The organism is Leisingera sp. ANG1 (assembly GCF_000203975.2).
GTDB lineage: Bacteria > Pseudomonadota > Alphaproteobacteria > Rhodobacterales > Rhodobacteraceae > Leisingera.
The window spans coordinates 130149-151263 of sequence record NZ_AFCF02000016.1; the positions used below are offsets into that span (position 1 = coordinate 130149).

Here is a 21115-nt window from a genome sequence, read left to right on the forward strand (position 1 = left end):
CCTATACCCAAAGATATATATCTTTGGCCAAGTTTGCGGACATAATCGCGAAAGTCAAACTGGGTCCAAATGAATTTTCAACATGACGGAGACCCACATGACCGATTCCTCCAGCGTGAACCCCGTGCAGGGCGATCTGGCCTTTACCCGCGAGAGCGACCGCGGCGTGGTGGCCGAGGCCAGCTATGCCGGCGCGCTCAGCTTCATGCGGCGGCGTTATTCGCGTGACCTCAGCAGCGCCGATGTCGCGGTGATGGGGGTGCCCTTCGACTTGTCGGTGTCCAGCCGGTCCGGCACCCGGCTGGGGCCGCGGGCGGTGCGCTCAGGCTCCAGTCATATCGCCTGGTCGGCACCCTGGCCGTGGAAGGTTGACCCTTATGAGGCGCTGCGGGTGGTCGATTACGGCGACTGCGAGTTTGACTATGGCTATCCGCACAAGGTCCCAGGTGAAATTGCCCAGGCGGCAAGGGATATTCTCGAAACCGATACGGCGCTCTTGTCGATCGGCGGCGACCATTTCATCACCTATCCGCTGCTGCAGGCGCATGTGGAAAAGCATGGGCCGCTGAGCCTGATCCAGTTCGATGCCCATTCCGACACTTGGGCGGATGAGGAAGGCCGCATCGACCATGGCACCATGCTGTGGCACGCGATCCGCGAGGGGCTGGTGGACCCTTCCCGGTCTGTTCAGGTCGGCATCCGGACCCACAACCCGGATCCGCTGGGCATGAACATCATCGACGCCATCGAGGTGCAGAAGACTGGGCCTGAAGCGGTGGCGGAAAAGATCCGTGGCATCGTCGGCAACCACAAGACCTATGTAACCTTTGACATCGACGCGCTGGAACCTGCCTCTGCCCCCGGCACCGGCACGCCTGTGATTGGCGGCCTGTCGCCCTATCAGGCGCAGGAGATCATCCGCGGGCTGGCGGGCACCGACGTGGTGGGCATGGACGTGGTCGAGGTCGCCCCGGCCTATGACATCTCTGAAATCACCGCCATCGCGGCAGCCACAATCGCCAACGATCTGCTCTGCCTCTACGCAGCCGGACCTTCCGGCCAGCGCTGAGGCGGCGCACAACAGGGAGGAAATAATGATCAATAACAATACCATGACTGCAACCTTGCTGGCCGCCGCCCTGGCGGCGCCAGCCTCTGCCGGCGATCTGGCGATCTACAATTGGGCGGACTATTTCGGCGAAACCACCATTTCCGGTTACGAGGAGGCAACCGGAACCAGGGTCACGCTGGATTACTTCGACAGCAACGAAGTGCTGGAAACCAAGATGCTGGCGGGCGGCTCGGGTTACGACGTGGTGTTTCCCGCCGCCTCCAACGCCGAACGGCAGCTGCAGGCGGGAGCACTGCATCCGGTCGACACCGCGCGGCTGAAAAACTACGGCAACCTGCGCCCTGAAATCCTGGCTTCGCTTGACCAGGTGCCGGGCGGGCGGCAGCTGGGCGTGCCCTATACCTGGGGGACCATCGGCATCGCCTACAACCCGGCGCTGGTGGTGGAGCGGCTGGGGGACATCCCTGTCGACAGCTGGGACCTGCTGTTCGACCCGGCCAATGCTGCCAGGCTGCAGGACTGCGGCATCGGAGTGCTGGATTCGCCGGTGGAGATGCTGTCGGTGGCCCTGAATTACCTTGGCGCCGACCCCTATTCCGAGGACAAGGCGGACATCGCTAGGGCGCAGGAGCTGCTGGCCGCTGCAGCGGAAAACGTCAGCTATTTCAACAATCAGAAACCTTCCACCGACCTGCCCGCTGGCAATGTCTGCCTGGCGGTGATGTATTCCGGTGACGCAGGCATCGCCCAGGCCCGCGCGGCGGAGGCGGGGAATGGCGTCGAAGTGCTTTATTCGATCCCGAAGGAGGGCACCCTGATGTGGATCGACCTGATGGCGATCCCGGAAGATGCGCCCAATTTGGACGCGGCTTATGCCTTTATCGACTACATGCTGCAGCCCGAGGTGATTGCCGGGGTTTCCAATGCCGTGTTCTTTGCCAATGCAAATGCGGCGGCGGACGCCCATGTGCTGACGGAGGTGCTGTCCGATCCGGGGGTCTACCCGGATGCTGCCACCCTCGCCCGCCTGTTCCCGGACAAGAGCCTGGGCGCCAAAGCGTTGCGCCAGCGCACCCGGGCCTGGACCAAGGTGAAGTCAGGGATCTGACACCGCGGGGGCTGCGGGTGCGGCCCCCTTCTTCTGCTGGGGCTGGACCGCCCCTTCAAGCGAGAAATGCGCCGGGAACATCGCGGCCAGAAAGCGGAATATGATCCGCGCGGCCTCCCCTCGGTCGAACCGGTCAGGGTGTAGCAGGAAGTCGGTCCACATGCCCTCGAGCAGTGCCAGGGTGCCATGGGTGGCATCGCGCGCCGCACCGGAGGCATCCGGTGTTTCAGCTTCGCGCACAATCCGGGAAAAGGCGTTGTGGATCATGCCGCGCAGGCGTCCGTCACGGGTGTCCGAATGCTCGGCAATGGCGGTGCGGTTGCGGGATTCACCGCGGAAAGCGTACCAGATGTTGACGTTGCGCCGGTTCAGCACCCGCTCGCTGAGGTCGCCGCGCACGATCATCTCGATCCGCTCCTGCGGGCTGTCGCCAGCGGTCTGCAGCAGCGCCTCCAGCCCGTCGTAATATTCTTCCGAGGAATGATGCGCCGCGGCCTGAACCAGGTTGTCCTTGCCGCCGAAATGCAGGTGGATCATGCCGCGCGACAGGCCGGCGCGCTGGATGATTTCGCTGACAGAGGTTTCGGAAATCCCCTTTTCCGCCACCGAATCCAGCACCGCGCCTATCAGGGCGAGGCGGTTCTGCTCGCGATTCTGTTCCCGTTTTCCGGCCATCTTTCCCTTGGGTCCTGGTCGTTTCCACTGCTGTAACGCGGTTCAATCCTGTGCGGCAAGCGGTGCCGCCTGTCCAGTTTAGACACAGGCCAAACGGTTTCTCCAGTAAAAATGGACGTTTGTACATTTTTTACAAAATCCTGTTGACAGGACACCCTTCCAGCCGTCAGATTTTGATGGACGATTGTCCATTTTTAATGGCAGCACCCCGCCGCAACCCCTGCAAGCAACGGAGAGACATGGCTGGATTTCTCAGAACCGAGGCTGGAAAAGGCCTGGCGCTCAGCGCCCCGGCGTCGCTTTATGTGGGGCTTCTGGTGGCTGCGCCGCTGGGGATCCTGGTGGCCTACAGCTTCTGGACCCAGACCTATGTCGAGATCGACAAGACGCTGACCTGGGCCAACTACCTGGAGGCCGCCACCGATCCGCTGGTGCGGCATCTGATGCTGCGCTCGATCCTGATTGCCGGGGCGGTGACCATGGCGACGGTGGCGCTGGCCTATCCGATTGCCTATTTCATCGCCTTCCGCACCCAGAAGAAAACCCTGTGGCTGCTGTTGATCACCATCCCCTTCTGGTCCAGCTACTTGCTGCGGGTGTTCAGCTGGAAGCTGATCCTGGGCTTCAACGGGGTGATGAATTCGGCGCTGATCTCGATGGGGGTGATCACAGAGCCGCTGACCTTCCTTCTGTACAATGAATTCGCCGTGGTGCTGACTCTGGCGCATGCCTGGGCCCCTTTTGCGATCCTGCCGATTTATGTCTCGCTGCAGAAGATCGACCGCTCGCTGCTGGAGGCGGCCACCGACCTGGGCCTCACCAAGCTGGAGCGGTTCATCCGCGTCACCCTGCCCCTGACGGTGCCTGGCATCATCGCCGCCAGCCTGATTATCTTCATCCCGACCGTGGGCGACTACGTCACCCCGTCTTTGGTCGGCGGCTCGCAGGGTAAGATGGTGGCGAACCTGATCCAGGTGCAGTTCGGCCCAGCCAACAACTGGCCGCTTGGCGCGACGCTGTCGCTGGTGGCAATGGCCTCGGTCGGTTTTGTCGCCATCCTGTTTGTCATCCTGGCCACCGCCATGGGGAGGAGGATCCGTTGAGCACTCCGGTAAGCGAACCCCTGAACAAGCCGTTGAGCGCTGCTGCCAGCAAGTCCCGGCGCAGACCCCTCCGCTTCCCCTGGCTGCTGGCCTATGCCATCGGCTACCTGATTTTCCTGTATCTGCCGGTGCTGCTGCTGCCGCTGTTCTCCTTCAATGACGGCACCATCGTGGCCTTCCCGATGAAGGGCTTCACCCTGAAATGGTACGCCCAGCTGGGCGAGCAGGACACGCTCTTGCAGGCCATGGTGAACTCGCTGATTGTCGGCGCGGTGACCGCGCTGGTGGCCACCTCGCTGGGACTGTTCGCGGCCCGCGCCTTTGTCCGCTACCGCTTCAAGGGGCGTGAGCTGTCGGAGGGTCTGGTGATGCTGCCCTTGGTCATTCCGGGCATCATCGTGGCGTCCTCGATGCTGGTGCTGTTCATCTCGCTGGGGCTGAAGCCGTCGCTGACGACGGTGATCCTGGGCCATGTGTTTGTAGCGCTGCCCTTTGCTGTCTCGATCATGAAATCGGCTTTCGACGACTTTGACCAGTCGCTGGAGGAAGCCGCCTTTGACCTTGGCGAGAGCGTCATCGGCACCTTCCGCCGGGTGACCCTGCCGATCGTGGCGCCGGGGATTGTTGCCAGCCTGCTGGTCACCTTCACCGTTTCGTTTGACGAGTTTGTGCTGGCCTTCTTCCTGTCCGGCAACCAGCCCACCCTGCCGGTCTATATCTGGAGCCAGATCCGCTTCCCGGCCAAGCTGCCAAACACGCTGGCACTTGGCTCGCTGCTTCTGCTTGCCTCGGTGCTGCTGTTGCTGACCGCCGAATACTTCCGCCGCCGCTCCGCCAAGTCCGCCTGATGAAGGATACGCAGATGACCACTCAGAACATCATCGAAATCTCCGGGGTAGAGAAACGGTTCGGCACGTTCACCGCAGTGCGCGACCTGAACCTGACGCTTAAGGAGGGCGAGTTCTTTTCCCTGCTCGGACCCTCCGGCTGCGGCAAGACCACCGCGCTCAGGATGATCGCGGGCTTCCAGGACCACGACGCCGGCACCATCCGCATCGGCGGCCAGGACATGGCCCATATCCCGGCCAACAAACGGCCCACCAACATGGTGTTCCAGTCCTATGCGATCTTCCCGCATCTGAACGTCGGCGATAACGTCGCCTTTGGCCTGCGCAAGCTGAAGCTGGGCAAAGCAGAGACCGAAGAACGCGTCGCCGAGGCGCTGGAAATGGTGGAGCTGGGCGGGTTGCAATCGCGCAAGGCGACGGAGCTGTCCGGCGGCCAGCGCCAGCGGGTGGCCTTGGCCCGCGCACTGGTGATGCGGCCCAAGGTTTTGCTGCTGGACGAGCCGCTGTCGGCGCTCGACAAGAACCTGCGCGAGGCGATGCAGTTCGAAATGCGGCGCCTGCAGCAGAAACTGGGCATCACCTTTGTCATGGTCACCCACGACCAGTACGAGGCGATGACCATGTCCGACCGCATCGGCGTAATGTTCAAGGGCCAGCTCAAGCAGGTCGACAAGCCTGAAGTGCTTTATGCCCGCCCCTGCAGCCAGGAGGTTGCGGCCTTTATCGGCGGCATGAACTTCCTGGATGCGGCTGTCACCGGAGAGGTCAATGGCAAACTGCACGCCGATGTGCGGGGCTTCGGCCCGCTGTCCATCGACGTGAACCCCAACGTGGCGCGGCGCGGGCCGCAGCTGCTGGCAGGCATCCGCCCGGAACAGCTGGAAATCTCGGCGCAAAAGCCGGACGGCTACGACGGCTATCTGCAGGGCACCGTCACCAATGCCGCCTTCTACGGCGAGAACGTGCACTACCACGTCACCGCCGACGGCCTGCCGCAGCCCATCGCGGTATCGGTGCCGAACTACTTCCACACGGTTGATCACAAGCAGGGCGATCCGGTCTGGCTGGGGGTGCAGAACGCCTCCGTCATCGATCTCGGCGCCCGCGAAGCATGAGAATAAAGGGAGGAAGAATGATGAAACACTTCAAAACGGCACTGGCCGCGGCCACGGCTTTGACCGCCTCAGCGGGCATCGCATCCGCCGACGCCGCCAGCCTGTCGGTCTTTGACTGGTCCGGCTACGAGGATCAGGGGTTCTACGGCGATTACGTCGCCAAATACGGCGGCGCCCCCAGCTACACCTATTTCGGCAGCGTCGAGGAGGCCTTCACCAAGCTGCAATCGGGATTTGCGGCCGATCTCGCCCACCCCTGCACCGACGGGCTGCGCAAATGGGTGGCAGCGGGGCTGCTGAAGCCCATCGACACCTCGAAAATCAGCAACTGGGACAGCCTGCTGCCGCAGATCAAGGATGTGGACGGCGTCACTATCGACGGCCAGACCTATATGGTGCCGTTTGAATGGGGCAACACCGGGCTGATCTACCGCACCGATCAGATCGACGAAAGCGCGGTCTCCCTGCAGCTGATGGCCGACCCCGCCTATCAGGGCAAGATCGCCATCCCCGACGCCGCATCCTCGGCCTATGCGATGGCGGCCCTGGCGACCGGCGCCTCCAGCTATACCGACATGTCGGACGAGGAGTTCCAGAAAGCCTCTGATTTCCTGCGCCAGATCCACCCGAATGTGCGCTTCTACTGGTCCGATGCGGGCCAGCTGGATCAGGCCATCGCCTCGGGTGAGGTTCTGATGGGATGGGGCTGGAACCAGTCGGAGCTGAACCTGATCTGGAACGAGACGCCGGCCAGGATGATGCGCGACGTGGACAAGGGCATCGCCACCTGGGTCTGCGGCTATGTGCATCTGAACGCCTCGACCCAGAGCGACGAGCAGGTCTATGACATGCTGAACGCGCTGAGTTCTGAGCCCAGTGGCAAATACATCATCGAGAACTGGGGCTATGCCCACGCCAATGCCGAGGCGTTCAAATCCGCGGATCAGAGCCTGATCGAAACCTACGGCTTTGCCGATGTCGACAAGTTCTTCGAGGGCAGCCTGTTCTTTGATGCGGTCAATCCGGAGCTGGAAGGCCGGATGCTGAAGGAATTCGAGCGCATAAAGGCCGGGTTCTGATCCCCGCAAGCGGCGGGCGCTGACGCCCGCCGTCCCGCCAAAACCAAACAATCAAGACACAAAAGGATGTGCCAGCATGCCAGGCGCAAATGGGTATTCCATTCTGTTCGAGCCGGTGAAGATCGGCCCCGTCACGACCCGCAACCGCTTTTTCCAGGTGCCGCATTGCACCGGGCTGGGCCATGTCCGCCCGCAGGCAGAGGCCGCGGTACGCGCGATGAAAGCCGAGGGCGGCTGGTCCGTGGTCTCGACCCAGGAGACAGAGATCCACCCGACCTCGGACCTTGGCCCATATGCAGAGCACCGGCTGTGGGACAAGCACGATATCCCTGCGCTGCGGCTGATGACCGAACAGGTCCACGCCAAGGGGGCGCTGGCGGCAATCCAGCTGGCCCACAACGGCCACCACGCCACCAACCACCTGACCCGCGCCCCGGCGCTGGGAGTCACGGACCGGCCGATTGACCTAGCCTACCCGAAACAGGCCCGCGCCATGGACAAGCAGGACATCCGCGACCTGCGCCGCTGGCACCGGGAAGCGGCGCTGCGCGCAAAGGAGGCAGGCTTTGACATCGTCTATGTCTACGCCGGCCACCAGATGACGCTGCCGCATCACTTCCTGCTGCCCCAGTACAACACCCGCAGCGATGAATACGGCGGCAGCCTCGAAAACCGCGTCCGCCTGACCCGCGAACTGCTGGAGGACACCCGCGAGGTGCTGGATGGCCACTGCGCTGTCGCCTTCCGCTTTGCCGTTGACCAGATGATGGGCGCCGATGGCATGCAGGCCAGCGAGGAAGGCCGCGCGGTGGTGGAAATGCTGGCGGATCTGCCCGACCTCTGGGACGTGAACGTTGCCGACTGGAGCAACGACAGTATGACCACCCGGTTTCAGCCCGAGGATGGCTATCAGATTCCCTACACCGATTTCGTGAAGCAGGTGACGAATAAACCTGTGGTGGGCGTTGGCCGCTTTACCTCGCCTGACTTGATGACCTCGCTGGTTTCCAAGGGCGTGCTGGACCTCATTGGTGCCGCCCGCCCCTCGATCGCCGACCCCTTCCTGCCCAAGAAGATCGAGGAAGGCCGGATCGAGGAAATCCGCGAATGCATTGGCTGCAATATCTGTGTCTCTGCCGACAATCTGGGCGTCCCGATCCGCTGCACCCAGAACCCCACGATGGGCGAGGAATGGCGGCGCAAATGGCATCCCGAGCAGATCGCCCCTAAGCAGCAGGAAGAGGCCGCGTTGGTTGTCGGCTCCGGCCCCGCTGGCCTGGAATGCGCCATGCAGCTCGCCAGGCGCGGCTATCAGGTGACACTGGCAGAAGCGGCAGAGGAATTCGGTGGGCGGGTGCTGAAGGAAAGCAAGCTGAAAGGCTTGTCCGCCTGGAAACGGGTTACCGACAACCGCCTGTGGGACCTGCAGCAGCGCGGCAATGTTCAGATGTTCACCGGCAGCAAACTCGGCGCCGCTGATGTTGCAGAACTTGGCATCCCCAATGTCTTCCTTGCCACCGGCAGCACCTGGCACCGCGACGGGCGCGGGCGCACGTCGCCGCTGCCCCTGGAGATCAAGGGCATCTCCGTGTTCACCCCCGACGACGTGATGGAAGGCACCCTGCCGCCAGACAATGGCCCGGTGCTGCTGTATGACGACGATCAGGGCTACATCGGCGGGGTGCTGGCCAGCCATCTGGCCGCGACAGGCCGCAAGGTGGTGCTGGCGACGCCTGGCGCCATCGCCTCGGCCTTCACTGATCTGACTCTGGAACAGCACCGGGTGCAGGCGGAACTGCTGGAAGCGGGCGTAGAGATCATTCCGCTGCATTCCCTGCAATCAGCGGATGCTGCCGGTGCAGACCTGTCCTGCGTCTACACCAGCCGCACCCGCCGTGTGGATTGCGCCAGCCTGCTGATGGTCACCTCCCGCCAGCGCGACACCGCGCTGTTTGATGAGCTGAAAGCAAACCACGCGGACAGTTTCACAACACTGGAGCTGTTCGGCGATGCCGCCTCCCCCGGTCTGATTGCCGATGCGGTCTTTGCCGGCCACCTGGCGGCCCGCAACTTTGAACGCGACCCGGCGGCGGCAGACGCCGACTGGTTCCGCCGCGAACTGATTTCCCTCGAAGACATGGGAGGCGCATGATGCCTAAAGACGACCTGCAAGTGATGCGCGAGCTGATGGAAAACCACCGCGAGGGGTTTGCGCTAGACCGGCATTTCTACACCTCGGAAGCGGTCTATGACCACGACATCAAGATGTTCTGGAACCGCAACTGGATCTGGGTGGGCCACGTCAGCCAAGTCCCGGAACCCGGCAATTACTTCCTGTTCGACTACGGCCCGGAGTCGGTGATCGTGGTGCGCGACCGCGAAGGCGAGGTACGCGCCCATCTGAATGTCTGCCGCCACCGCGGCTCTCGCGTGTGTTTGGAAAAACAGGGCACCGCGCGGGTGTTCTCCTGCCCATATCACGCCTGGACCTTCGGCCTCGACGGGAAACTGCGCGGCGGCCGCGCCATGGGGCCGGATTTCGACCCCTCGGATTACGGGCTGTTCCCGGTGCAGGTGCAGATTTTCCAGGGGCTGATCTTCATCTGCGCCGATGAAAACCCGCCGCCACTGGCGGACAGCCTAGACCGTTTGGCACCGCTGTCGGCGCCGATGGGACTGGAAAACCTTAAACTGGCGCATGAGGCCTCCTATCCGGTGCCTGCCAACTGGAAACTGGCGCTGGAAAATTACTTGGAATGCTACCACTGCGCCCCCTCGCATCAGGACTATTCCCGCAGCCACTCGCTGAAGGATCCGGCGGACGTGGAGAAATACGGCGCGGATTTGCGTGAACGCTCCGCCTCCATCGGCCTGCCGGTGGAGGAACTGGACCTGACCGGTCCCAATGCACAGGCGCCGGGATCGGACGTCTATTGGCGCCGCTATCCGCTGTTCCCCGGCTACCAGACCGGCAGCAAGGATGGCGAACCGCTGGCGCCGCCGCTTGGGGCACTCAGCGGCCATGACGGCGGGGCCACCGATCTGGCCATCGGCACGCTGAACTACTTTCTGATCTATGCCGACCATCTGGTGGGCTACCGCTTTGTTCCCCGCGGGTTGCAGGAAACCGACATTCAGATTGCCTGGTACGTGCGCGGCGATGCCGAAGAAGGGCGCGATTATGACAAGGAAGTCCTTACTTGGCTGTGGCATGTCACCTCGCTCGATGATGAGCGGATCATCCGCCACAATCAGGAGGGCGTGAATTCGCACCGTTTCGCGCCCGGCCCGCTGTCCGAGATGGAGTGGAGCCTGCCCGGCTTTTACCGCAGCTATTTCAACATGATCTGAGCCATCAAGGCCCTAATCTCTACTGCAGGCCGCGCCCGCGGCCTGCCCTGACCCCATCCCGGAGACCGCTATATGGTTGACGTCACCAAAACCCGAACCCGGCGCCGCAGCGGCGGCCGCGATGCCCGCGCCGCGGCCCGCACCCAACCCTCAGCCAGCCAGGCGATCTGGCCCGGACTTTCCGGCGGCCGCTACCGGCCTCTGTCCGATGCGGACATGCAGAAGATCCACCATGCCGCGCTGACCATTCTGGAACGCACCGGCATCGGCGACCCGACGGAGGAGCTGCTGGATCTGGTGCTGCCCAAGGGCGCCATCCTTAGCGAACACGGCCGCCTCTGCTTTCCGCGGGCGCTGATGGAGGACCTTCTGGCCGGTGCGGCCAATGAATTCTACGTCCACGCCCGGGGCAGCCGCGCCGGCAAGGACGACATGCACTGCACCAAGGACAAGGTCTATTACGCCAACTCCGGAACTGCGGTGACGACCTTTGACGCCGCCAGCCGTAGCTACCGCCCCTCCATCATCCGCGACGTTTATGACTTCACCCGGCTGGTGGACCGGCTAGATAATATTCACATGACCGGCGACACCGTGCTTGGCACCGATGTGCCGCAGGATTTCGAGCACGACATGTCGATGCTCTATTCCATCCTGGCGGGCAGCGAGAAGCCGTCCTGCCTCACCTTCCGCGACCGCTCCCACATCAAGCCGGCGATCGAGATGTTCGATATTGCTTCGGGCGGCGAGGGGAAATTCCTGCAAAAACCCTCGGTAATTTTCGGGGGCTGCCCGATTGTCTCGCCGCTGCGGCTGGGGCGCGAGAATCTGGAGATCATGATCGACACCGCCAAGCTGGGCCTCACCTGCGATCTGGCGGTGCCGCCGCAGGCCGGTGCGACCTCCCCTGCCCCGCTGGCGGGCACCCTGGCGCAGGCGGTGGCCGAAACCCTTTCCTGCGTCGCCATCGTCAACCTGATCAATCCCGGCACGCCGGTTGTCTTTGCCGCCTGGCCCTTCATCACCGATCTGCGCACCGGTTCATTCACCGGCGGTTCCGGTGAGCAGGCGCTGATCGGCGCGGCCGCGATCCAGATGGGTAATTTCTACAACCTGCCCACGTCCGTGGGCTGCGGCATGACCGATTCCAAGATCCCCGACGCCCAGTACGGGCTGGAAAAGGCGCTGACCTTCAGCCTTGCCGCCCACGCCGGCGCCAACCGCCTTTGCGAGTTCGGCGGCATGGTCGGCTCGCTGATGGGCTGCTCCTTCGAGTCGATGGTGATCGACAACGAGGCCGCAGGCATGATCTCCCGTACCCTGCGCGGGATCGAGGTCAGCGATGACACCCTCTCGGTCGATGTGATCCACGACTGCGCCACCGGACCGGGCCATTTCCTCGGCAACACCCAGACGCTGCAGTATATGGAGACGGAATATGTCTATCCCGACCTGATGGACCGGGAACTGACGGATACCTGGGAGAAGGCGGGCAAGCAGACCATGTTCGACCGCGCCCGCGAGGTGTCGGACAGGATCCTGGGTGAGCATTACCCGAATTACTTCGGCAGCAAGCTGGATGCTGAGGTCCGCGCAAGGTTCCCCGTCAAACTGCCGCCGGAGGCGATGCGCCCCGGCAGCTGATGCCGGGGGCCGCGTTCACTGAACCACCGGTTCCTGCGCCAGTTCCAGATGCAGTTCTTTGCCGGTATAGGGGCTGGCAGCGATGGCTTCGTCGTCCAGCTCCACCCCCAGTCCTGGTTCCTTGGAGGGGATCACATAGCCGTCCTCCCAGGTGATCGCGGACTTGAGGCAGGACATATAGGGGCCTTCAAAGGTGCCGATCGACTCGAGGATCAGGAAGTTCGGGCTGCAGGCCGAGATCTGGATGTTCGCCGCCGCCACCACCGGCCCGCAGTAAAGATGCGGCGCGATCTGGGCCTGCCGGGTTTCGGCCATGGATGCGATTTTCTTGGCTTCCAGCAGGCCGCCGACCCGCCCTAGGTCCATCTGCAGGATCGAGGCCGCCCCGGCCTCCAGCACGCGGGCAAACTCATGCTTGGTGCAGAGCCGCTCGCCGGTTGAAATCGGCACCGAGGTGAACCGCGCCACCTCCGCCATATCGGCGGGGTTTTCCGGCGGCACCGGTTCCTCGAACCACAAGGGCTCATAGGGTTCCAGCCGCCGCGCCATTCGTTTGGCGCCGGAGACGGTGAACTGCCCGTGGGTGCCGAACAGCAGGTCCGCACGGGTGCCGACCGCCTCGCGGATGCGCTTCACGAACATCTCGCTGCGCTCCAGGTCCTCAAGCCGCGGCTGATGCCCGTCATAGATCGTGTAAGGGCCTGCGGGGTCGAATTTCACCGCGGTAAAGCCCTGCTCCACCCGCTGAAGCGCAACTTCCGCCGCCATGTCCGGGTCGTTGTAGACATTGGGCGTGTCCGGGTCCGGGTAGACGTCGCCCTCAGCCGGATAGAGGTAGGTATAGCTGCGCAGTTTTTCATGCACCTGGCCGCCTATCAGCTCGTAAACCGGCTTGCCCGCGGCCTTGCCGATGATGTCCCAGCAGGCCATTTCCAGCCCGCTCAAAACCCCCATCACCGTCACATCGGGCCGCATCGTATAGCCCGCGCCATAGGACTTGCGCCACAACTTCTCGATATGGTGCGGATCGCAGCCTTCGAACTGCCGGGCAAACACCTCCTGTGCCATCGCGCAGCACAGTTCCGGACCGAAGGTCGCGTTGTATATCTCCCCCACCCCGGTGATGCCGCAAGCGGTGGTCAGGCGCACAAAGATGAAATAGCGCCCGCCGTGGCGCGGCGGCGGGTTGCCGAAAACAAAGGTTTCAATCTTATCGAGCTTCATCTGAAATTCCTTGTCATTCCGCCGCCAAGGGCCTGTTTTCATTATCGTCCAGCACCATCTGCGCACCGCGGGCGGCCAGCATCATGGTGGGCGCGTTGGTATTGCCGGAGGTCACATTCGGAAACGACGAGGCATCGATCACCCGCAAACCCGCAACCCCATGCACCCTGAGCCGCGCATCCAGCACCGAGTCGGTTGCAGTATGCCCCATCCGGCACGTGCAGCTTGCATGAAACACGCTGCCCGCGCGTTCGCGGAAGTTTTCCAGCAGTGCTGCATCATCCATCCCGGCAATATCCGGCACCCGCCGCTCCCGCGTGACCCGCTTCATGGCGGCGGTTGCTGCCAGCGCCTGCAGCAAGTGGCTGGCGCGGATGGCGGTTGCCTTGTCTTCCTCCGCCGACAGCGAGTTCGGCTCTATCAGCGGTGCCTGGCCGGGGTCGGCGGATTGGATAGTGATCTGCCCGCGGCTGACCGGGCGGCTCGGCTGAACGCACAGCAGGAAGCCGTTGTCCTTGTCGATCTGCGGCTTTCCGTTTGCCTGTGTCGAGTAAGACGCCGGGTTGCAATAGACCTGCACATCCGGCAGCGCCGCGCCCGCGGTGCGGACAAAGCCGCTGCATTGATTGACCGGCACGCTCAGCGGTCCCTTGCGGGTCAGCACATAGTGCAGCCCGGCCTTCATCTGCTTGGCCAAACTGCCCAGCCGGTCGTTCAGCGTCGCGGTGTTGGCCCAGTAGAAATGCGAGACCGCCAAATGGTCCTGCAGCCCCTGCCCCACCTGCGGCAGGTCATGCGCCACCGCGATCCCGTGCCGCTGCAGCAGCGCCGCCGGGCCGATGCCGGAAAGCTGCAAGAGTTGCGGAGAGTTCACCGCACCCGCGCTCAGGATCACTTCGCGCGCCGCCATGGCGGTTTGCGGCTGGCCCTTCAGCCGGAATGCGACGCCGGTGGCGCGCCCGCCGCTGGTCAGCACCTTCTCCACCAGCGCACCGCTGATCACCGTCAGGTTGGTGCGCCTCATCGCGGGCCGCAGGAACGCATCCGCCGAGGACCAGCGCCGCCCGTCTTTCACCGTGCTGCGGACATAGCCCATGCCCTCGCCGGGCAGTGTGTTGGCGCCTTCCTCTGCCGCGGCATTCATGTCCGGCAGGAACGGCCAGCCCATGTCCTGCCCAGCCGCCAGAAAGTTCCTGGCAAAGGGATGCATCCGCTCGCTGAGGTCGGTTACCCGCACAGGACCGTTGCCGCGCAACCGTCGGCGGCCCTGGTGCCATTCGTCGTTTGTTTCCAGCGCCTCATAGCTGCGGCGCACGTTCTCCCAGCCCCAGCCGGTGGCGCCTGCGGCCTCCCAATCGTCGTAGTCATGCGGCAGACCGCGCACATAAGCCATTGCGTTGATGGAGCTGGAGCCGCCCAGAACCTTGCCCCGCGGCCAATAGGCCGCGCGCCCGTTCAGCCCCGGATCCGCTGCGGCGGAATAGCGCCAGTTCACCTTAGGATCCGAGAAGGTGAAGCCATAGCCCACCGGGATCTTGATCCAGAACCGCCGGTCGCTGCCGCCGGCCTCTATCAGCAGCACCTTGTGGCGGCCATTAGCGGTCAGCCGGTCGGCCAGCACACAGCCCGCCGAACCGGCGCCCACGATGATGAAATCAAATGTCTGCGCCATGGCACGCCCGGGTCCGTTGGTTTCCCATCAGATTGCGCCGCGCGAATGGCATAAATCAAACAATGTGTTTTGCCCCTATGGCATAGCTGTGCTTAAAGCTAAGTCATGACCGACCTGCCCCACGTCACCTGGCTCAAGGCCTTTGAAGCCGCCGCGCGGCTGAACAGTTTCTCTGCCGCGGCGGAGGAGCTGGGCCTGACACCTGCCGCCATCAGCCAGCAGATCCGCCTGCTGGAAAAGCATCTGAACACCCAGCTGTTCAAACGTCTTCCCCGCGGGGTGGCACTTACTGACACCGGCCAGGCCTATTCCCAGCCGATCCGCAAGTCCTTCATCGACATGCAGCAGGCCACCGCCGGTTTGTTCGGCAAGAAGCGCAAGCGGGTGGTCCGGGTGCGGGCCTCGATTTCCTGCGCCGCCTTGGTTATCGCGCCCCAGCTTGGCCGCTTTCAGGCGGCGCACCCGGATATTCTGGTAGAGCTGACCACCTCCATCTGGGCCAACCGGTTTGACGAGGAAGGCCTGGACATCGACATCCGCTATGGCGGTGACTGGCAGGAGAGCGAGGTCCTGCATCTGGGCCACGAAAACGCTGTGCCAGTCTGCAGTCCGGGCTACCTGCACGATCTGGGCGGCAGCCCCTCCATTCATGACCTTGCAGGATCCGACGTGGTGCAGATCTTCGGCTCGGAAACTGACTGGGGCCGCCTGTCAGAGCTGCACGGGCTGAACCTGCAGACACCCGCGGACTGGCTCAAGGCGGACTCGTCGTTGCTGGCGCTGCAGACCGTGGCGGCCGGCCACGGGGTGACGATGGTGCTGGAAAGCTTTGCCAGACAGTACATCGAACAGGGGCTTGTGGTTGTCCCGACCGCGTACAAGCTGCCGAAGCGTCGCTCGCATTACATCGTGATCAACGACCGGGCAGGCCAGCGGGAGGAGGTCAAGGCCTTCTGCAGCTGGCTCATGGCGCTGTACCAGTCGCTGAACTGAGGGGGTTTCCCCGCCGGTCCCCGCGGGGACAGAGACGGAAAACACTGCCCCTTACCCCTGAAGCGTGTCCAGCGCAGCAGCCATTGCGTTCCACAACTCCTCTGCCGGTTCGGTGCCGACCGAGATGCGGATAAACCCCGGGGCCACCGCATCGCCCCAGCGGGCGCGGCGCTCAGCCGAGGTATGCACCCCGCCGAACGACGTTGCGGAGCGGATCAGCGGGCAGCTGTTGATGAAAGCATCGGCCTGTTCCGCGCTGTCCAGGGTGATGGAAATTAGAAAGCCAAACCGCGCCATCTGCTGTTTCGCCAGGTTGTGCGAGGGATCGGATTTCAGCCCCGGAAAGCGGATCGCCTGCACCAGCGGATGCGCGGCGAGCCGTTCGGCCAGTACCTCAGCGGTGCTGCACATCCGGTCAAAACGCACGTCCAAAGTTTCCAGCCCCCGGTGCGCCAGCCAGGCCTCTTGCGGGCCGGGGATGCCGCCGCCGAACTGGCGCCACTCGCGCGCGGCCTGCAAAACATCCGCATTGCGGGTCGCCAGATGCCCCATCAGCACATCCGAATGCCCGCCCGGCGCCTTGGTGTCTGAGGCAACAACCACATCCGCGCCCAGCTCCAGCGGGCGCTGGCCCAGCGGGGTCATAGTGGTGTTGTCGACGATCAGCAGCCCGCCCGCCGCGTGCACCGTCTCCGCAATCGCGCGCAGATCGCAGAGGTCCAGACCAGGGTTCGAAGGTGTTTCCGCAAAAACAACATCAAAGCCATCAAACCCGCCGTCGGCAAAACCGGTGGTCGGCCGCAGGTGCACCTCAACGCCGAGGTTCTGCAAGAAGCGCTCGCTTAGGCGCCGGGTGACGTAGTAGCCATCCGACGGGATCAGCAGTTTCGACCCTGCTTTGACGGTGGCAAACAGCGCCGCCGAGATCGCCGCCATGCCCGACGGAAATGCCAGCGCGGGCGCGTCCTCCAGATAGGCAAGCACATGCTCCAGATGCTCCCAGGTGGCGTTGTCCACCCGGCCATAACTGGGGCCGCCGGTCCAGTCGCCCGGCAGGTGGTACATCGAGCTTTGCGTCAGCGGCAGCGCCACCGGATCGCCCTCGGACAGGGAATTGCCGCGCAGGTGCAGCATGGCACCGGATTTGGGAGCGGTAGGGGTGTCCATTTGAGCGCCTTTCCTGACTGCGGGTTTCGCAAATTCATAACGGGCGCCCGGCGAAAGAGACAAGGCCGGAAACGCACTGCTCCCGGCCATCAGTTCTTTCCGCTTTCTTGGCCGCTCACCCCATCCAGCGCCGGACAGGCGCGGCGGAGTCCTCCAACGCCTGGCAGACCACGTCAATCAGGGTCGGGCCGTCGTGGGCAAAGGCCTCCTTGATCGCTCCGTCCAGGTCTTCCGGCTTCTCCACCCGCCAGGTCTTGACGCCGAACGCTTCAGCCGCCGCCGCATGGTTGGTGCGGTTGAAGTCCACATTGTAGTAGCGTTTGCCGCAGTCGTCGCGCTGGCTGGCCTTGATCCAGCCGAAGTTGGCATTGGAGAACACCACATAGGAGATCGGTGCGTTGCAGCGCACCACCGTTTCCAGCTCGCCGCAGGTGAAGTTGAAGGAGCCGTCGCCCATCATCCCCACGACTTTGGCTTCGGGACGCCCGAACCATGCGCCCAGCGACGCCGACAAAGAATACCCCAAGGCGCCATGGGCGCGGTTGGTGATGTACTGGCGGCCCGGGTGCTTTTGCTGCGAATAGGCGTTGTAATACGGGCAGCTGGTGCCGGGGTCGGAGACCACGATGGCATCCTCCGGCAGGTTTTGATTGAGGGTGTGGATGATCTGCTCCGGAAGAACCTGATCGGTTTTGCTGTGCGCCAGCTCCTCAAACTTGGCAAACTTGCGCTGCTTGATGTCGGAAATTTTTGCGGCACCACCAAATGAGGGCAATTCGCCCTCCCGGCCATCCAGATAGGCGTTCACCGCCTGCAAGCTGAGCTTCAGGTCGGCCACCACACCAACCTCGGTCGGGTAGTTGGCCCCGATGGTCATCGGGTCGTTGTCAAAATGCACGATCCGCTGCCCTGGCTTCGGTGCCTCCCAGCGCGAGGTGGTGGTGGACCCGGCGCGGCAGCCCATGAAGACCACCAGATCGGCTCCTTCCATCATCTCCCAGGTCTCATCCGTGCCGCCGTTGGAACCGACCACGCCCAGCGATTGCGGATGCGTATCGGCCAGCGATCCCTTGCCGGAGATCGAGGTTCCCACGGCAATGTCGAGGCGGGAGGCGAGCCTATCCAGTTCCTCCATAGCGCCCGAGATCACCACACCGCCGCCGCAGACGATCAGCGGCGATTTGGCAGTGAGGATGGCTTCCACCGCAGCCTCTGCCGCGCCCGGTTCCGGAGCTGCACGATAGGCGGGGTAGCTTTGGTGTTTTGGATCGCCCCAGACGTCATCCGCCGGAACATCGTCATACTGGATGTCATAGGGCAGCCCCAGATGCGCCGAGCCGGAGCGGCCGGTGGTCATTGCCCGGAACGCCTGGCGCACCATGCGCGGGATGTGGTCGGCGCGTTTGATCACCGTGTTGAACTTGGTCAGCGGCCCCATCAGAACCTCTTGGTTGACCTCGGTCAGCGGGTATTTCCCGTAAGACCCCACCGAGATGTCTGTAGTGATCGCCAGCACCGCATAGGAGCTTTCGTTGGCCTCGATCAGCCCCGGCAGAATATATGTGGCACCGCCGCCAGAGGGACCCTCGCAAACCCCCACCCGTCCGGTCACGCGGGAAAACCCGTCGGCCATATAGGCCGCACTGCGCTCATCGCGGGTGAGGACATGGGTGATGCCATGCTCCAGCCGGTTCATCGCGTCATAAAAGGGCAGCGTGGTATCGCCGCAGAGGCCGAAGATATGGGTAACCCCATGTGCCTCAAGCGCGCGCACCATCGCCTCGGCACCGTTCATCGTGTTCTTCATCGGGACCTCCTAAAGCCTGATTGATACCTGTCCCGAGGCAAGCCCGGAATCTGCGTTCCAAACTGTATACAATATTGTAGACCAATGTGAAGGCAAAAGGTCAGACACTCTGCACCCGGCTGCGGTTCTTCGGAATGGACGGGGATAAATTGAAAAATCAGATGTTTACCCGGACGTTCGCGCCAAGATTTCTGCCACATGCTCTTGCCAGGCGGCGGTAAAGCTGGCTGCAAGCTGGGACAGCGGACGCTCGCTGGGTGTCAGAATTGAATAGCCAAAGGGAATCGCCGGCTCAAAAGGCAGGAAGCGGATGCGTTCGTCGCCCGCATTGCTGCGGCGGTAGCTCTCGGCGCTCAGCACATCGACGACAGCGCAGGCCTGGCCGGCCGCGACAAAGTGGAACAGCGGCAGGAAGTATTCCGCGTCATAGCGCAGGTTGAAATCCGCATCCGCCTGCACAAAGGCCTGGGCAGTGGCCTGGTGGGTGCTGTGATCGGGCTGCAAGGCACCCATGGGCTCGCCGCTCAGGTCCTGCACTGAGATGCTGTCCTTGCGGGCAAGCCGATGGCCGGCCGGCACGGCACACAGGCAATTGCAGGGCAATTCCACGGTCTTGTAAAGCTTCCGGTCCCCTTGGTAGCGCGTCATGTCACAGAACCCGATGTCAAAGCTGTTGGCCGCAATCAGGCTGCGGACTTGCGGCGAAGACCGGGTGGCCAGCGTGACATTGACCTCGGGCTTGTCTGCAACAAACCGGCTGACGAACTCCGGCAGCAGGATGACGGATGGCCCCGGCATCGCCACAACCCGGATTGCGCCGCGCACCCGTTCGCGCATCTTCACTAGGTTCTGCTGCGCCGTCTCCAGCCGGTTCAGGATTTCAGACGCTTCGACCATCAGGTAATGCGCTTCCGGCACCGGCACCAGGCGGCGGCCCTCGCGCAAGAACAGTGTCAGGCCCAGTTCCTCCTCCAGCGTCTTGATGGCAGCGCTGACTGCGGGCTGGGTACGGTGCAGGTTGCGCGCCGCCTGGCTCACTGAGCCGGTTTTCATAACTTCGCGGAACACCGCAAGCTGGTGAGAGTTCATGATCTGCTCCCGGCGTAAAGCCAACATAAATTCAATCTATATAAACAGTATAATTTTAAATTTGAACTTATGCTTTGCCTTTTCCATGATGCAAAGATCACAGGTGAATGCTGCGCAAGAGGAGACGCAGCCAATACTCCAGGGAGGACATTATGGGGTTTTTCAAGAAACTGACCGGGGCTGCATTGGCCTGCACCATGCTGACCGGCGCCGCTGCGGCGCAGGACATGACCTTTTTCCGTATCGGCACCGGCGGTGCGGGCGGCACCTATTTCCCGATTGGCGGCATCATCGCCAACGCCATTTCCAACCCGCCCGGCTCGCGCGCCTGCGACGAGGGCGGCAACTGCGGCGTGCCCGGCCTGGTGGCGATGGCGCAGTCGACCAATGCCTCGGCGCATAACGTGAATGCCATTCAGGCGGGCCAGATGGAGGCAGGCCTGTCCGGTGCCGCGACGCTGCATTTTGCCTATCACGGCAAGGGCAAGTTTGAAGGCAATGCCAAGCCCGACCTGCGGGTGATTGCCAACCTGTTCCCGGAAGACCTGCATCTGGTGCTGCCCAAGGGCCATTCGCTGGGCGGGCTCGCCGATCTGAAGGGCAAGCGTGTCGGCATTGCCCAGGCGGGGTCCGGCACCCAGATCGCGGTGGAGCTGATCCTGAATGACCACGGCGTCAACCGCGACAACATCGACGAGGCAGAACTGAACAACGCCCAGTCCGCCGAGCGTATCGCCGACGGCCAGCTGGACGCCTATTTCTATGCCGCAGGCACGCCTGTTGCGGCGATGATCCAGCTCGACAACACAAAGGGCATGGAACTGCACAACTGGTCCGAGGAAGAGATCAAGCAGGCCAATACCACCGTGCCCTACTACATCCCCTCGACCATTCCAGCGGGCACCTACCCGGGTGTGGGATATGACGTGAACACTGTGGCGGTCTCCGGCATGCTGGTCACCAACGCCAATATGGACGAAGAGCTGATCTATCAGATCACCAAGGCGATGTGGTCCGATACCGCCCGCAAGCTCTTGGACAACGGCCACCCCAAGGGCAAGGCGATCACCCTGGAAACCGCGCTGGACGGCGTCGAGGGCATCGGTGTGCCGCTGCACCCGGGCGCTGAGCGTTTCTACCGCGAAATCGGAATGCTCAACTAAACTTC

The 21115-nt window shown here is 63.1% G+C and carries 17 protein-coding genes; 11 read left to right on the forward strand and 6 right to left on the reverse strand.

Annotated elements, in window-relative coordinates:
- Nucleotides 1-97 precede the first annotated feature (97 nt).
- Together speB and GC1_RS21665 are read left to right on the forward strand one after the other, a co-directional pair.
- Nucleotides 98-1069: an agmatinase gene (gene speB, locus GC1_RS21660; RefSeq protein ID WP_019297001.1), complete on the forward strand. Its 972-nt coding sequence runs from the start codon at nt 98-100 to the stop codon at nt 1067-1069.
- 25 nt (nt 1070-1094) lie between these two features.
- On the forward strand, nt 1095-2180 hold the full coding sequence (locus GC1_RS21665) for an extracellular solute-binding protein (RefSeq protein WP_019297000.1): 1086 nt from the start codon (nt 1095-1097) through the stop codon (nt 2178-2180).
- On the opposite strand, the gene GC1_RS21670 is transcribed toward GC1_RS21665, so the two are convergent.
- The gene (locus tag GC1_RS21670; RefSeq protein ID WP_019296999.1) at nt 2169-2855 is read right to left on the reverse strand and encodes a TetR family transcriptional regulator C-terminal domain-containing protein; all 687 of its coding nucleotides are present in this window, start codon (nt 2853-2855) and stop codon (nt 2169-2171) included. The two genes, GC1_RS21665 and GC1_RS21670, sit on opposite strands and share 12 nt — an antisense overlap.
- A 239-nt stretch (nt 2856-3094) precedes the next feature.
- On the opposite strand from GC1_RS21670, the gene GC1_RS21675 reads away from it, so the two are divergent.
- The 7 genes from GC1_RS21675 (at nt 3095) to GC1_RS21705 (ending at nt 11995) form a co-directional block, all read left to right on the forward strand.
- Nucleotides 3095-3958: an ABC transporter permease gene (locus tag GC1_RS21675; protein ID WP_019296998.1), complete on the forward strand. Its 864-nt coding sequence runs from the start codon at nt 3095-3097 to the stop codon at nt 3956-3958.
- A 32-nt stretch (nt 3959-3990) separates the two neighbouring features.
- Nucleotides 3991-4806 carry an ABC transporter permease gene (locus tag GC1_RS21680; protein WP_029204885.1) on the forward strand — a complete coding sequence of 272 codons (816 nt, stop codon included), beginning with the start codon at nt 3991-3993 and terminating at the stop codon, nt 4804-4806.
- Between the two features lie 14 nt (nt 4807-4820).
- On the forward strand, nt 4821-5921 hold the full coding sequence (locus tag GC1_RS21685) for an ABC transporter ATP-binding protein (RefSeq protein ID WP_082008928.1): 1101 nt from the start codon (nt 4821-4823) through the stop codon (nt 5919-5921).
- Nucleotides 5922-5938: 17 nt separating this feature from the next.
- The gene (locus tag GC1_RS21690; RefSeq protein ID WP_019296995.1) at nt 5939-7000 is read left to right on the forward strand and encodes an ABC transporter substrate-binding protein; all 1062 of its coding nucleotides are present in this window, start codon (nt 5939-5941) and stop codon (nt 6998-7000) included.
- A 76-nt stretch (nt 7001-7076) separates the two neighbouring features.
- Nucleotides 7077-9152 (forward strand): oxidoreductase, encoded by a 2076-nt coding sequence (locus GC1_RS21695; protein WP_019296994.1) that lies wholly within the window; start codon nt 7077-7079, stop codon nt 9150-9152.
- Complete coding sequence (locus tag GC1_RS21700) at nt 9152-10351, forward strand: aromatic ring-hydroxylating oxygenase subunit alpha (protein ID WP_019296993.1); 1200 nt, start codon at nt 9152-9154, stop codon at nt 10349-10351. Before GC1_RS21695 ends, GC1_RS21700 begins: the two co-directional genes overlap by 1 nt.
- 72 nt (nt 10352-10423) lie before the next feature.
- On the forward strand, nt 10424-11995 hold the full coding sequence (locus GC1_RS21705) for a trimethylamine methyltransferase family protein (protein ID WP_019296992.1): 1572 nt from the start codon (nt 10424-10426) through the stop codon (nt 11993-11995).
- 15 nt (nt 11996-12010) lie between these two features.
- On the opposite strand, the gene GC1_RS21710 is transcribed toward GC1_RS21705, so the two are convergent.
- Nucleotides 12011-13219, reverse strand: a complete 1209-nt coding sequence (locus GC1_RS21710) for a mandelate racemase/muconate lactonizing enzyme family protein (RefSeq protein WP_029204882.1) — start codon at nt 13217-13219, stop codon at nt 12011-12013.
- Nucleotides 13220-13232: 13 nt separating this feature from the next.
- Nucleotides 13233-14891, reverse strand: coding sequence for a GMC family oxidoreductase (locus tag GC1_RS21715; protein ID WP_019296990.1), 1659 nt, complete (start codon nt 14889-14891; stop codon nt 13233-13235).
- A gap of 105 nt (nt 14892-14996) precedes the next feature.
- Here GC1_RS21715 and GC1_RS21720 point away from each other — a divergent pair, with 105 nt between their 5' ends.
- Nucleotides 14997-15884, forward strand: coding sequence for a LysR substrate-binding domain-containing protein (locus tag GC1_RS21720; protein ID WP_019296989.1), 888 nt, complete (start codon nt 14997-14999; stop codon nt 15882-15884).
- 51 nt (nt 15885-15935) lie between these two features.
- Here the strand turns inward: GC1_RS21720 and GC1_RS21725 are convergent, their stop codons facing one another.
- From GC1_RS21725 to GC1_RS21735, 3 genes are all read right to left on the reverse strand, one after another.
- On the reverse strand, nt 15936-17051 hold the full coding sequence (locus GC1_RS21725) for a cystathionine gamma-lyase (protein WP_019296988.1): 1116 nt from the start codon (nt 17049-17051) through the stop codon (nt 15936-15938).
- Nucleotides 17052-17166: 115 nt separating this feature from the next.
- Nucleotides 17167-18858 carry a thiamine pyrophosphate-binding protein gene (locus tag GC1_RS21730; RefSeq protein ID WP_019296987.1) on the reverse strand — a complete coding sequence of 564 codons (1692 nt, stop codon included), beginning with the start codon at nt 18856-18858 and terminating at the stop codon, nt 17167-17169.
- Nucleotides 18859-19023: 165 nt separating this feature from the next.
- Entirely contained in the window at nt 19024-19947 is a 924-nt protein-coding gene (locus GC1_RS21735) for a LysR family transcriptional regulator (RefSeq protein ID WP_019296986.1), read from the reverse strand.
- A gap of 152 nt (nt 19948-20099) precedes the next feature.
- On the opposite strand from GC1_RS21735, the gene GC1_RS21740 reads away from it, so the two are divergent.
- Complete coding sequence (locus tag GC1_RS21740) at nt 20100-21110, forward strand: TAXI family TRAP transporter solute-binding subunit (protein ID WP_019296985.1); 1011 nt, start codon at nt 20100-20102, stop codon at nt 21108-21110.
- Nucleotides 21111-21115: the final 5 nt, after the last annotated feature.